Origin of the sequence: Polaromonas glacialis (assembly GCF_000709345.1) — a bacterium.
Classification (GTDB): Bacteria; Pseudomonadota; Gammaproteobacteria; order Burkholderiales; family Burkholderiaceae_C; genus Polaromonas; species Polaromonas glacialis.
Genome location: NZ_KL448323.1, coordinates 2,620,208 through 2,633,245, shown reverse-complemented (window position 1 = coordinate 2,633,245; position 13,038 = coordinate 2,620,208). Strand labels below are relative to the sequence as shown.

General features: G+C 61.3%; 10 protein-coding genes. 2 read left to right on the top strand and 8 right to left on the bottom strand.

Annotated features, from left to right (window positions below; genetic code table 11):
- Nucleotides 1-14: 14 nt before the first annotated feature.
- Nucleotides 15-917, top strand: coding sequence for a carbohydrate kinase family protein (locus EC86_RS0112960; RefSeq protein ID WP_029526068.1), 903 nt, complete (start codon nt 15-17; stop codon nt 915-917).
- 269 nt (nt 918-1,186) lie between these two features.
- On the opposite strand, the gene EC86_RS27790 is transcribed toward EC86_RS0112960, so the two are convergent.
- The 8 genes from EC86_RS27790 to EC86_RS0112920 form a co-directional block, all read right to left on the bottom strand.
- Nucleotides 1,187-1,702 carry a hypothetical protein gene (locus EC86_RS27790; RefSeq protein WP_036772165.1) on the bottom strand — a complete coding sequence of 172 codons (516 nt, stop codon included), beginning with the start codon at nt 1,700-1,702 and terminating at the stop codon, nt 1,187-1,189.
- Nucleotides 1,703-1,908: 206 nt separating this feature from the next.
- Complete coding sequence (locus EC86_RS0112950) at nt 1,909-3,072, bottom strand: ribonucleotide-diphosphate reductase subunit beta (RefSeq protein ID WP_029526066.1); 1,164 nt, start codon at nt 3,070-3,072, stop codon at nt 1,909-1,911.
- A 157-nt stretch (nt 3,073-3,229) separates the two neighbouring features.
- Nucleotides 3,230-6,139, bottom strand: coding sequence for a ribonucleoside-diphosphate reductase subunit alpha (locus tag EC86_RS0112945; RefSeq protein WP_029526064.1), 2,910 nt, complete (start codon nt 6,137-6,139; stop codon nt 3,230-3,232).
- A 475-nt stretch (nt 6,140-6,614) separates the two neighbouring features.
- Nucleotides 6,615-7,214 (bottom strand): 1,6-anhydro-N-acetylmuramyl-L-alanine amidase AmpD, encoded by a 600-nt coding sequence (gene ampD / locus EC86_RS0112940; protein WP_029526063.1) that lies wholly within the window; start codon nt 7,212-7,214, stop codon nt 6,615-6,617.
- Complete coding sequence (locus EC86_RS0112935; RefSeq protein WP_029526062.1) at nt 7,201-8,652, bottom strand: sigma-54-dependent transcriptional regulator; 1,452 nt, start codon at nt 8,650-8,652, stop codon at nt 7,201-7,203. Before EC86_RS0112935 ends, ampD begins: the two co-directional genes overlap by 14 nt.
- 6 nt (nt 8,653-8,658) lie before the next feature.
- On the bottom strand, nt 8,659-10,365 hold the full coding sequence (locus tag EC86_RS0112930; protein ID WP_232229880.1) for an ATP-binding protein: 1,707 nt from the start codon (nt 10,363-10,365) through the stop codon (nt 8,659-8,661).
- Between the two features lie 12 nt (nt 10,366-10,377).
- Nucleotides 10,378-10,620 carry a PP0621 family protein gene (locus tag EC86_RS0112925; RefSeq protein WP_029526060.1) on the bottom strand — a complete coding sequence of 81 codons (243 nt, stop codon included), beginning with the start codon at nt 10,618-10,620 and terminating at the stop codon, nt 10,378-10,380.
- A complete protein-coding gene (locus EC86_RS0112920) occupies nt 10,617-11,417 on the bottom strand; it encodes a cytochrome C assembly family protein (RefSeq protein ID WP_029526059.1) in 801 nt (266 codons plus the stop codon). The genes EC86_RS0112925 and EC86_RS0112920 overlap by 4 nt, the downstream gene beginning before the upstream one ends.
- Nucleotides 11,418-11,493: 76 nt before the next feature.
- Here EC86_RS0112920 and ffh point away from each other — a divergent pair, with 76 nt between their 5' ends.
- Nucleotides 11,494-12,852, top strand: coding sequence for a signal recognition particle protein (ffh, locus tag EC86_RS0112915; protein ID WP_029526058.1), 1,359 nt, complete (start codon nt 11,494-11,496; stop codon nt 12,850-12,852).
- Nucleotides 12,853-13,038 lie beyond the last annotated feature (186 nt).

Sequence of the window (13,038 nt, the reverse complement as noted above, 5' to 3'; positions counted from 1 at the left end):
GAATCGAGAATTTAATGTCTTCTGTAATTTGCGGATCGCTGGCCTTTGACACCATCATGAGTTTCGAGGGCCGGTTTGCCGAGCAGATCCTGCCCGACCAGCTGCACATCCTGAACGTGTCGTTTCTGGTGCCGGCGCTGCGCCGCGAGTTTGGCGGTTGCGCCGGCAACATTGCCTACAGCCTCAAGCAGCTGGGCGGATCGCCCTTGCCAATGGCCACGGTGGGCAGCGACGGCGCTGACTACCTTGCACGCATGCGGACGCAGGGCATCTGCACTGAATTCGTCCGCGAGGTGGCTGATCTCTACACCGCGCAGGCCATGATCATGACCGACCGCGACAACAACCAGATCACTGCGTTTCATCCCGGCGCGATGATGCAGGCCCATGTCAGCCGGATAGAGGCGCGCAGCGACATCCGGCTGGGCATGATCTCGCCCGACGGGCGCGAGGCCATGCTGCAGCATGCCGAACAGTTCAAGGCCGCCGGCATTCCCTTTGTCTTTGACCCGGGGCAGGGCTTGCCGATGTTCGACGGCGCCGAACTGGCGCATTTTGTCGACCTGGCCAGCTGGGTGACGGTCAACGACTACGAAGCCCGCATGCTGTGCGACCGCACCGGCCTGTCGTGCGCCGAGCTGTCGCGCCGCGTGCAGGGCCTGGTGGTGACAATGGGCGCTGAAGGCTGCGAGGTCTGGATCGACGGCGAAAAAACCCTGGTACCGCCTGTGAAAGCCGCAGTGGTGGTTGACCCGACGGGTTGCGGCGATGCGTTCCGTGGCGCGCTTCTGTTTGGACTCGAACAAGGCTGGTCGCTGCATCGTTGCGCGGCACTGGGGAACCGGGTCGGCGCGCTCAAGATCGCCAGCCGGGGCGGGCAGAACTACACCGTGGATTTTGCTGAAGCGGGCGTTTAGCGCGCTTTGGTTTTGACTGGCAAACGGTTTTTTGCATCAAATATGCCTTTTCCGCACGCCCTGTCTGTGCGAATAGCTATTAATTAAGTAGCAAAAACGGTTGGTCAGTTGGCGTGTCGTGACTGAAAATCCGGTCGATTGGCAACGCAGGCATAAAGCGTGGCCGGTTGCCGGCGACGCTGCAGGACACATGTGGGCAAAAAAGGGAAATGAATTGAAAAAGCCCGACGTTTTGCAACATCGGGCTCGGGACGCAAGGGCTGAAAAAATTAAGGCTTGCTGCCTTTTGGGAAAGGCCAGGAGGCTTGCGGGCTGATGGTCGTCTGGGCTGTCGGCGTCGCTGACGGCGCCTTGGCCACAGGGGCTTTCTCGGGCTTTTCGGTTTTTGCCGCTTTTTTTGCTGCCGGCTTTTTTACCGCTTTGTCTGTTTCAGCAGGCTTTGGCTCAGCCTTTTTTGCGGCTGGTTTTTCAGCTGCCGCTTTCTTGGCGGGCGCCTTTGCAGGTACAGCTGCTTTCTCGGGTGCCTTGACAGCGGATTTTGCTGCTGTCTTTTTTGCGGCCGGCTTTGGCGCTGCCACTACTGGAGCTGCAGTCACTTTTTCAGCCGCTGCTTTTTTCGCAGGCGCTTTTTCAGCTGCCTTGGCGGGGGCTTTTGCAGCTGTCTTTTTTGCCGCCGGTTTGGGCGCTGCTGGTGCCTCTGCCGGTGCCGGGGCGGCCGTCACCTTGGTTGCAGGTGCTTTCGCGGGAGCAGCTTTTTTTGCCGCTGGTTTTTTCGCAGTTGCCATGGTTTTCTCCTCGATCAGTTTGCAAAAAGCACTTCGTCTGGGGTGTAGGCGAAGCGATTCGCAGCATTGGGCCTTCGGATCACCGGGCCCCATGCCGCGAACACAGGAGCAATGGTCCGTGCGCACGCTTGGGTGCTGGCCTGGATCATTGCGAATCTAAAAATCATTGTGGTGTGCGCCTTGTGCTTTTTGTCAATCGTGCGCTGTCAGTCCCAGGAGAGGGCGCCGCCAGACTGGTATTCGATCACACGGGTTTCAAAGAAGTTGCGTTCTTTTTTCAGGTCGATCATCTCGCTCATCCACGGGAACGGATTTTCCTCGTTCGGGAACAGCGTCTCCAGTCCGATCTGCGTCGCACGCCGGTTGGCGATGTAGCGCAGGTAGCCCTTGAACATTGAGGCGTTCAGGCCGAGCACGCCGCGCGGCATGGTGTCTTCTGCATAGCGGTATTCGAGTTCGACGGCCTGCATGAACAGGGCGTTGATCTCGGCCTTGAACTCGGGCGTCCAGAGGTGAGGATTTTCCAGCTTGAGCTGGTTGATCAGGTCGATGCCGAAATTGCAGTGCATCGACTCGTCGCGCAGGATGTACTGGTACTGCTCGGCCGCGCCGGTCATCTTGTTTTGCCGGCCCAGCGCCAGGATCTGCGTGAAGCCGACATAAAAGAACAGGCCCTCCATCAGGCACGCAAACACGATGAGCGACTTGAGCAGTGTCTGGTCCGCCTCGGGCGTGCCGGTCTTGAAGGTCGGATCGGAAATCGCTTCGATGAACGGGATCAGGAACTGGTCCTTGTCCTTGATCGACTGCACTTCGTTGTAGGCGTTGAAGATCTCGCCTTCGTCCAGCCCGAGCGACTCGGTGATGTACTGGTAGGCGTGGGTATGAATGGCTTCCTCGAAGGCCTGGCGCAGCAGGAACTGGCGGCATTCCGGCGCGGTGATGTGGCGGTAGGTGCCCAGCACGATGTTGTTGGCGGCCAGCGAATCGGCCGTCGTGAAAAATCCGAGGTTGCGCATGACCAGGCGGCGCTCGTCGTCGGTCAGGCCATTCGGGTCTTTCCACAGCGCGATGTCGCGGGTCATGTTGACCTCCTGCGGCATCCAGTGGTTGGCGCAGGACGACAGGTATTTTTCCCAGGCCCATTTGTATTTGAAAGGTACCAGCTGGTTGACGTCGGTCTGGCCGTTGATGATGCGCTTGTCGGAAGCCTTGACGCGTTTTGCCTTGGCAGGTGCCAGAGCGTCAGCCACAGGTTGGCTGGCAGAGGGAAAAGAGGGTGGCGGGAGGTCCGCTGGGCGGCTGGCTGGCAGGTCGCCGAAAGGGGTTGTCTGTAGCGATGGTGTGACTTCTTCGTCCCAGGTCAACATAGAAAATTCCAATACTTCGGGATTATGAAAGCAGCGATGAAAAATGAAAAGCGTTCATTCACACCGCTACGGATTTTATGGCGCAATGCATCGGTTTATTGCATTGGGCGGGCAGTGAATCGTGCGAAAAATGGTTGTCGCGCGATTCACTGCTGGCTTATTGGCAAGCTTCGCAACCCGGATCGTCGATCGCGCAAAACTTGATGTCGGTCGCGGGCGTTGCGCTCATCTGGGCCTGCGCGGCTGCCGCTGCCTTGTCGATGGCGCTCATGCCCGCTGCCGCCGCTTGCGAACCTGAAGACACCGAGTTCATCTTGCCGGCCGTGACGGTCGATTTCTCGACATGCGTGGCGCTTTGCGTGCGCAGGTAGTAAGTGGTTTTCAGTCCGCGCACCCAGGCCAGCTTGTAGGTTTCGTCCAGCTTCTTGCCCGACGCGCCGGCCATGTAGATGTTGAGCGACTGCGCCTGGTCAATCCATTTCTGGCGGCGCGATCCGGCTTCGACCAGCCACGAGGTTTCGATTTCAAACGCGGTGGCATACAGTGCCTTGATCTCGTTCGGCACACGGTCGATGGGCCGCAGCGAGCCGTCGAAGTGCTTCAGGTCCACCACCATCACATCGTCCCAAAGTCCGAGCTTTTTCAGGTCGCGCACCAAATAGTGGTTGATGACGGTGAACTCGCCCGACAGGTTGGACTTGACCGACAGGTTGCCAAAGCATGGCTCGATGCAGGCATCGACGCCGATGATGTTGGAAATCGTCGCGGTCGGGGCTATCGCCACGCAGTTGGAGTTGCGCATGCCGTCCGTGGCGATCTTCTGGCGCAGCGCGTCCCAGTCGAGCGTGGAAGAGCGGTCCACTTCCACATAGCCGCCGCGCTCCTTGGCCAGCATGTCGAGCGTGTCGAGCGGAAGGATGCCCTTGTCCCACAGCGAACCCTTGTAGCTGGCGTACTGGCCGCGTTCCCGGGCCAGTTCGGTCGACGCCCAATAGGCGTGGTAGCAGATCGCTTCCATCGACGTGTCGGCAAATTCAACGGCGGCCTGCGACGCGTAAGGAACGCGCAACTCGTACAGGCAGTCCTGGAAACCCATCAGGCCCAGGCCGACCGGACGGTGCTGCAGGTTGGAGTGGCGTGCCTTTTCCACGGCGTAGTAGTTGATGTCGATCACGTTGTCCAGCATGCGCATGGCCGTGGTGATGGTTTTCTTCAGCTTGTCGTGGTCGAGCGCGCCGTTCTTCAGGTGCTGGGCCAGGTTGATCGAGCCGAGGTTGCAGACGGCGGTTTCGGTCGCGCTGGTGTTCAGGGTAATTTCAGTACACAGGTTGGACGAATGCACGACGCCGGCATGCTGCTGCGGCGAGCGGATGTTGCAGGCGTCCTTGAACGTGATCCACGGGTGGCCGGTCTCGAACAGCATCGACAGCATCTTGCGCCACATGTCGGTGGCCTGAAGCTTGCGCGAGGGCTTGAGTTCGCCGCGTTCGGCGCGGGCTTCGTAGGCCACATAGGCTTTTTCAAAATCCTGGCCGTACTTGTCGTGCAGGTCGGGCGTGTCGGACGGCGAGAACAGCGTCCAGCTGCCTTTTTCCATCACGCGGCGCATGAACAAGTCGGGAATCCAGTTCGACGTATTCATGTCGTGCGTGCGGCGGCGGTCGTCGCCGGTGTTCTTGCGCAGTTCCAGGAATTCCTCGATGTCGAGGTGCCAGGTTTCCAGGTAGGCGCAGACCGCGCCCTTGCGCTTGCCGCCCTGGTTGACCGCCACGGCGGTGTCGTTGACGACTTTCAGGAAGGGCACGACGCCCTGCGATTCGCCGTTAGTGCCCTTGATGTGGGCGCCCATGGCGCGCACTGGCGTCCAGTCGTTGCCCAGGCCGCCGGCAAACTTCGACAGCAGGGCGTTTTCCTTGATGGCGTCGTAGATGCCGCCCAGGTCGTCGGCGACGGTGGTCAGGTAGCACGACGACAGCTGCGAGCGCAGCGTGCCGGCATTGAACAGCGTCGGCGTGCTCGACATGAAGTCGAACGACGACAGGATTTCGTAGAACTCGATGGCGCGCGCTTCGCGGTCGGCTTCGTTCAGCGACAGGCCCATGGCCACGCGCATGAAAAACGCCTGCGGCAGTTCGATGCGCTGCTTGCGAACGTGCAGGAAGTAGCGGTCGAACAGCGTCTGCAGGCCGAGGTAGTCGAACTGCAGGTCGCGCTCGGGCTTGAGCGCCGCGCCCAGGCGGGCCAGATCGAACTGCTGGAGTTTTTCGTCGAGCAGTTCGTTTTTCACGCCCTTGGCGATGAACTCGGGAAAGTAGCTGGCATAGCGGATGGCCATGGCTTCATGGCTGACTTCCTCGCCCAGCACTTCCCGGCGGATGGTGTGCATCAGCAGGCGCGCGGTGGCGTAGGTGTAGTCGGGGTCTTTTTCGATCAGCGTGCGGGCTGCCAGTATGGACGCCTTGTAAACCTCGTCGATGGGCACGCCGTCGTAGAGATTGCGCATGGTCTCCGAGACAATCGGGTCGGGCTTCACGTCGGCGCCGAGGTTGGCGCACGAAGCCTCGATCAGCGCCTGCAGGTTGGCGATGTCGAGCGCAACCCGTTTGCCGCCATCCATCACATGAAGCTGCGGCAGGGCGGGTGTCTGGGCTTGCAGCTGACGGGCGCGTTCCTGGTTGTGCTTTTCGCGGTACAGCACATAGGCGCGGGCGATTTCGTGGTGACCGCCGCGCATCAGGCCAAGTTCAACCTGGTCCTGCACGTCCTCGATGTGGAAAGTGCCGCCGCTGGGGCGCGAGCGCATGAGGGCGCGGACGACGGCCTGGGTCAGCGTATCGACCGTTTCGCGCACGCTGGCCGAAGCCGCGCCTTGCGTGCCATGCACGGCCAGAAAGGCCTTCATCATGGCGACGGCGATCTTGCTGGGTTCGAACGCCACGACGGAGCCGTTGCGGCGAATGATCTGGTAATTGGCCAGCGCGCCGGAAATGGGCAGATCGGTGTTGCGAGCAGAACTGCTGACGGGAACACTGGATGAATGGGGCACGGCGTAGGGTGCAGTTTGCATGATTTCCTCTGAATTTGTTGTGGTGAACAAGTGATATGCGGGATCAGTAAAAAGAAGAAGCTTGTCGAAAACCAGCGTTTCGACGAACTGGCTTTCTCTTCAATTCCGTGATCAGGCCCAAATGGGCTGATTGATGGTTAAGCACTATACCTAGTGTCTGAAGCCGCTGCAACCACTACCGGTAGTGTATCGCTGCCGCGTGTTGCTGCTTCCCGACCTGAATTTTTATTATTTTTTACGACGTAAAAGCGCCCCGGTTTGGTGTGAGGCCGTGTTCAGGCCTGATGAATTCAGGCTTTTCGACAGCAGGCCAAGTGCTGGCGCGGCTTTCAGCCGGTTTTGCCTTGCAGACGCTTATAAAGCCTCGACAGGCGAAGCTTGCACGATGGGTGCATGGGGTGCATGGGGTGCATGGGGTGCATGGGGTGCATGGGCTGCATGCACGCGCCCGAAGTCGGTGAAAAAGAGAATGCCCTCAAGCAAGTCGGGGGAAATACCGATTGGGCAAAGCCAGGGAATCTTGTAACAAGAGCCAATCGAATCCGGGTCCGGGGTCAAGTTTTCGCCCAGGCGCAATATGCTCGTGTCCGGCGATATGCGCCACCGGATAGGCCTGGAGGATCGCTGCGCACAGGCTGGCCAGTGTTTCGTACTGCGGCGCTTCAAAGATGCTTCCTTCCAGGCCTTCGAGTTCAATGCCAATCGAGTCGTCATTGCACTGGTTTTGCCCCCGGTAAGCGGACTGGCCGGCATGCCATGCACGGTCGTCGCAGCTGACAAATTGCCAAAGAGCGCCGGTGCGGCTGATGAAAAAGTGCGCCGAAACCTCAAGCCCCCGGACGCTCTGGAAGTAGGGATGCGCGTCCCAGTCGAGCTGATTGGTGAACAGGCGCTGCACATTGCCATTGCCGAACTCCCCTGGCGGCAGGCTGATCGAGTGAATCACGACCAGGTCAACCCGCGCACCGGCAGGCCGCTGATTAAAGTTGGGCGAGGCCATGGTCCGTGCATGACGGTACCAGCCTTGCCGCCACAGGCCGGCGCCTTGGGGTAAGGGCGTTTCAGGCGAGGTCATCAAGCGTTTCGGCTGCATCGCCCTCGCCCGGCGTGCTGATTCCCAGCCGTGCAATGCGGTAGCGAATCTGTCGCAGGCTCAGCCCCAGGCGAACAGCGGCAGCCGTGCGGTTAAAGCCGGTTTCCTGCAATACCCTGACCAGAATGCTACGCTCCTGCTGGTCCAGAAAGTGCTGGAGGTTTTCCGGAACGGCAACGGGCTGTTCAGTCTGTTCAGGCGGCATATCGAACTGCATCAGGTTTTCTTCGCCCAGGGCAACGGCGCGGTGCAGTATATTTTCCAGTTCCCGGACGTTGCCGTTGAGCGGCAGCGAGCGCAGACTGGCCATGACCGCAGGACTCAGAACGGGCATGTCCAGGCCGGACTCCTGGCAGATTCTGGCCAGCAGGGCATTGCAAAGCGCCGGCAAGTCGTCCAGACGTTCGCGCAGCGGCGGCACGGTGATCTCGATCACATTGAGCCGGTAATACAGGTCTTGCCGAAAGCTGCCAGCTTCAACCCCGGCTGCCAGGTCCTTGTGGGTCGCGCTGACGATGCGCACATCGACCATGTCTTCCTGAGCCGACCCCAGCGGCCGCACCGTGCGCTCCTGGATCGCCCGGAGCAGCTTGGACTGCATGGCCAGCGGCAGGTCGCCGATCTCGTCAAGAAAGAGCGTTCCGCCCTTGGCCGCCTGAAAGTAGCCCAGCCGGTCCTGCACCGAGCCGGTGTAGGCACCCTTGCGTGCGCCAAAGAACTCGGCTTCCAGCAAATTCTCGGGAATCGCGCTGCAGTTTACGGCCACAAAGGGGCTGGCCGCGCGGTGACTGCAGCCATGCACGGCGCGCGCCACCAGTTCCTTGCCGGTGCCGGACTCGCCGCGTATCAGCACCGGCGCCATGCTGCCGGCGACTTTGACGATGCGCGACTTCACGGCGCGCATCACAGGCGTTTCACCGACCAGCTTTTGCAGGATGGCGACCGCGTCAGCCGGTTTGCCAGGCGCTGGAGCGGCGGCGCCGGGCATCGCGGTGCGGCCATCGGTCTTGGTAAGCGCCAGCCTGACGTTTCGGGTTTCCTGCACGGCCGACGCCACCACACTGCGGAACTGCTTGAGGTCAACCGGTTTGGTGAGGTAGTCAAAAGCACCGGCCTTGAGTGCCTCGACCGCATTTTCAGCCGACCCGTGCGCTGTGATGACCACGCAGCGCTCGGGTCGCTGTTGCTGGGCCAGATCGCGCAGCAGTTCAAGGCCCAGCCCATCGGGCAGTCGCATGTCGGTGATCACGGCATCGAACCGGGTTGCCTGGAGATGCTCGCGAGCCTGTTGAAGCGTGCTGGCGGCTTCTATGCGATAGCCCTGCCGGAGCAGCGTCAACTCGTACAGGGTGCGCAGGTCGGGCTCGTCGTCAATGACCAGGATGCGGGCGGGTAAAGGCGCAGGTGCTTGCGAATTCATGATTTTTCAGGCAAGGACGGAATCCATGCTGGGCAGTTCGGTGCGCAGGCGCTGTGAAGCAGGCTGGAACACGACGAAAAATTCGTTGCCCTGGATATTTTCCCGCAACACCCGCTGGTAGCCGATCTGGGCCCCGTAGCGCTCGCACAGTTCGCGGCAGATATACAGGCCCAGGCCGGTGGAGCGGCTTTCGGACGAGAAAAAAGGCTCGAAAAGATGGGTCTGGACGGTTTCCTCCAGCGGCTGGCCATCGCTCCAGACCGCCAGCCTAGCCTGACCTGGCGCCACCAACTGGGTGCTGACCTCAAGCCCCTGGGCTGTGCCACTGGTGTAACGCAGGGCGTTGTCGAGCAGGTTGAGCATCAGGCGGCGCAAATGGTCGTCGTCAAAGCTGACTTCCGTGCTGGCGCTGTCAGTGCGGATACGCAATTGTCCAGCGACCGCATTTTGCCGGGCCCAGTCATTCGCGATCCGCCGTGCCGCTTCATCGAGCCGCAAGCTGGCGGTCTGCTGTGCCGGAATCTCCTGCTGCGCACGCGATATGTTGAGCACTTCATCGACGATTTTTGCCAGGCGCTGGGCATTTTGACCAATCATGGCGGTGAGTTGCCGTTGGCCGGCGTCGTGCAGGTCTTCTTCAAGCAGTGCATTGGCTTGTGAAATGGCAGCCAGCGGGTTGCGGATTTCATGCGCCACCGCCGCCGACATGCGGCCCATGGCGGCCAGCTTCTCGATGCGGATGCGCGCCTCCATTTCACGCAGGTCTTGCAGAAACATCACGCACAGGCTTTCGTGCGGGCCGTCGCTTGAATCGGTCAGGCGGGAATGAACCTGCAGGCGTCTGGCGTTCAGCCCGGGTTGGACGAGGCTGATGTTGCTTTCGTGCGCCAACTGTTGCGCGAAAGTGTGCTGCATCAGCTCGACCAGTGGTTGCCAGGCTGTTTGCGCTGCCAGCCTGAAAGGCGCGGGGTAGGCGGATTCCTGCGCGGCCAGCAGACGTCGTGCCGCAGGATTGGCCGAGCGTACGAAGCCGTTGTCATCGATGACGAGCACGCCCTCGGCGAGCGTTGCAACCACCAGTTCATTGACCTGTATCTGCATGCGCGCAGCCGACTGGCTTTTCTTGGTCAGTTTTTCTTGTCCCGCCAGCCGCACGGCCAGCTGGTTGGCGAGCAGGGCCACGAGAAAAAATCCGGAGCTGCTTAGCGCTGCCTGCAAAAGACGCGCGTTGACGTCTGCGCTGCCTTGTATGGAACTCCATGCGGCATCGGCCAGCAGCAGCAGCGTCACGCTGGCTGCTGTGCCAAAAGCCAGCAAAATCGGGCCGAGCACCGAAGCCAGCAACACGGGCAGCGCAAACAGCGGGGTGTAATTCAGCGGACTCGCCTGAAAAAAGTTGAGCAGCGAGAACGCCATCACATCCACGCCGATGGTCCATACCCAAAGTGCGTCAAACGTGCTGCCCGGCGGACGGGGATGCGCCCAGAGCCGAACGACCAGCGCTGCGCCAAGATAGGCGATGCAGATCGCCAGCGTCCAGTGGTTCAGTGGCGTGCCCAGGGCCTGGAGCGCCTTCTGCAAGATGACCAGCACGGCTGCGATGGCGACGCGGGCATTCATGAACACTCCCCACAGGCGCCCGAAGGAGCCCTGCGCGGTTTCCGACTCCCAGGCGCCCGCCGCGTTTTTCGCCCTGTTTCGCCATAACAGCACTGGCCGTCTCATCTAGGCCCCGGCCTCACGACGGTGTGCCTCGCTGCAGTAAAAGCCGTCACGACCAATCAGGGCTTCAGACTTGGGCAGGTGAACGTGGCAGACACCGCAGGCGACCACTTCCGTGATTTCTTTTCCCTCTGAAGACTTGCCTTGTGAGCGGCCCGGCTGGGCTGCCTTTTTTGGGCTCGGCCGGCCGCGGCGCCATATCCAGAAAACCACCAGCACCAGGAGAATGACCAGCAAATACTTCATGTCCGCCTCAGGATGACTTCAAGAACGAAGCGCGAACCGGCATAGCCCAGCAGCAGCAGCCCGGCGCCCAGGTAGAGCACGCGAACAGCTTTCAGGCCGCGCCAGCCGAGCCGTGCGCGGCCAATCAGCAAGCCCGCGAACGCGGCCCAGGCCAGCAGCGAGAAAATCGTCTTGTGGTCCCACTTCCAGCCCAGGCCCGGGCCATACAGGGTTTCGGCAAACAGCCACCCTACAGCCAAGGTGGCCGACAGCAGCACGAAGCCGGCTTCGACGAACCGGAAGGTCAGCCGCTCCAGGGTAAGCAGGGGAACGCCGGCATCGCTCTGTTCGGCCTGCCGGATGGCGCGCTCGGCCCGCACCATCAGCCAGCCATGCACAACTGCGGCCGCAAACAGGCCGTAAGACGCAATGCCCAGGGCCCAGTGCAGGGGCAGCCAGGGCGAGGCAATGACGTGGTAGCTGGTTCCCGGAAAGATCAGCGACAAGATGACGGCGGCGCTGCCCAGGCCGGCCAGCGTCCAGTGCGCCTTGAGCTGCGGAAACAACCGGCGCTCCACCGCATACACCGTCAGCACCAGCCAGACCGTCATCGACAGCGCCGGGGCAAAGCCAAAGCGCGGCGGCGTGCCCAGCAGGGCCTCGACCAGTGTCAGCGCATGCAGTCCCCAGGCGGCCAGCAGCAGGGCGCGCAGGGCGCCTTCGCCCAGCCGGGGCGTCGCCAGCGCAAGCACCGCATAGGCCGCAGCCGCACCGGCTGCCGCGCCCAGACCCCATCCACCGCTGAAAGCTAAAATCATGCCCAGAGTTTAGCGCCTGGCCCGGTCTCTTCCGGCCTTTGGCTCCCCCGCAGCGCCCGTTTCAGGACACCATTTCATGGCTACAGCCCTTACCGACAAGTTATCCCGCCTCGTCAAGGAAATGCGCGGCCAGGCCCGCATCACCGAATCCAATGTGCAGGACATGCTGCGCGAAGTGCGCATGGCGCTGCTGGAGGCCGACGTGGCCTTGCCGGTGGTGCGCGATTTCATTGCCCGCGTCAAGGAAAAGGCCATGGGCCAGGAGGTGATGGGCTCGCTCTCGCCGGGCCAGGCGCTGGTCGGCATCGTCAGCAAGGAGCTGGCCGTCACCATGGGCGAGGGCGTGAGCGACATCAACCTGGCCGCGCAGCCGCCCGCCGTCATCCTGATGGCCGGCCTGCAGGGCGCGGGCAAGACCACCACCACCGCCAAGCTGGCCAAGCACCTGATTGAAAAGCGCAAGAAAAAGGTGCTGACCGTGTCAGGCGACGTGTACCGGCCGGCCGCCATCGAGCAGCTCAAGGTCGTGACCAAGCAGGCCGGCGCCGAATGGTTCCCCAGCGCGCCGGACCAGAAGCCGGCCGATATCGCCCGCGCCGCCCTCGACTATGCCAAGCGGCATTTCTTCGATGTGCTGCTGGTCGATACCGCCGGCCGCCTGGCGATTGACGAAGCCTTGATGAACGAAATCAAGGAGCTGCACGCCATCCTCAAGCCGGTCGAGACGCTGTTTGTGGTCGATGCCATGCAGGGCCAGGATGCGGTCAACACCGCCAGGGCCTTCAAGGAAGCGCTGCCGCTGACCGGCATCATCCTGACCAAGACCGACGGCGACTCGCGCGGCGGCGCGGCGCTGTCGGTCCGGCAGATCACCGGCGCGCCGATCAAGTTCGCGGGCACCAGCGAAAAGCTCGACGGCCTGGAAGTGTTCGATGCCGAGCGCCACGCCGGCCGCATCCTGGGCATGGGCGACATCGTCGCGCTGGTCGAGCAGATGGCCTCGGGCGTGAACATGGCCGAGGCGCAGAAATTGGCCGCCAAGATCAAGTCCGGCGACGGCTTTGACCTCAACGACTTTTTAAGCCAGCTCCAGCAGATGAAGAACATGGGCGGCCTGTCCAGCCTGCTCGACAAGCTGCCGGCGCAGATGGCCGCCAAGGCCGGCGCCATCGACATGGACAAGGCCGAGAAAGACATCAAGCGCAAGGAAGGCATCATCCAGAGCATGACGCCGCTGGAGCGCCGCAAGCCCGATCTCATCAAGGCGACGCGCAAGCGCCGCATTGCCGCCGGCTCGGGCGTTCACGTTCAGGAAGTCAACCGCCTGCTCAATGAATTCGAGCAAATGCAGGGCATGATGAAAAAGATGAAGGGCAGCGGCATGATGAAGATGATGAAACGCATGGGCGGCATGAAGGGCATGCCGAAGTTCTGAATTCCAGTTTGTGAATGAAATTCAGCGTTTGCGCAATAGCTGCTGGCGTATGTAGCTATTAAAAAAATAGCATTATGGTTGGGTTTCTATTGCTCAAACCGATTTTTGAATCGTATTGAGCAAGGTCCTTGCTCGCATCTCCAGTCATCGTGCATTTGTTTGGGGATATTTGGTTTTCAGCTCCTG

Excerpts from the sequence above, each read along its gene's own strand:
- EC86_RS0112925 (WP_029526060.1), bottom strand. The coding sequence starts at position 10,620 with ATGAAGTATTTGCTGGTCATTCTCCTGGTGCTGGTGGTTTTCTGGATA.
- EC86_RS0112960 (WP_029526068.1), top strand. The coding sequence starts at position 15 with ATGTCTTCTGTAATTTGCGGATCGCTGGCCTTTGACACCATCATGAGT.
- ampD (WP_029526063.1), bottom strand. The coding sequence starts at position 7,214 with ATGACCTCGCCTGAAACGCCCTTACCCCAAGGCGCCGGCCTGTGGCGG.
- EC86_RS0112945 (WP_029526064.1), bottom strand. The coding sequence starts at position 6,139 with ATGCAAACTGCACCCTACGCCGTGCCCCATTCATCCAGTGTTCCCGTC.
- ffh (WP_029526058.1), top strand. The coding sequence starts at position 11,494 with ATGGCTACAGCCCTTACCGACAAGTTATCCCGCCTCGTCAAGGAAATG.
- EC86_RS27790 (WP_036772165.1), bottom strand. The coding sequence starts at position 1,702 with ATGGCAACTGCGAAAAAACCAGCGGCAAAAAAAGCTGCTCCCGCGAAA.
- EC86_RS0112935 (WP_029526062.1), bottom strand. The coding sequence starts at position 8,652 with ATGAATTCGCAAGCACCTGCGCCTTTACCCGCCCGCATCCTGGTCATT.
- EC86_RS0112950 (WP_029526066.1), bottom strand. The coding sequence starts at position 3,072 with ATGTTGACCTGGGACGAAGAAGTCACACCATCGCTACAGACAACCCCT.
- EC86_RS0112920 (WP_029526059.1), bottom strand. The coding sequence starts at position 11,417 with ATGATTTTAGCTTTCAGCGGTGGATGGGGTCTGGGCGCGGCAGCCGGT.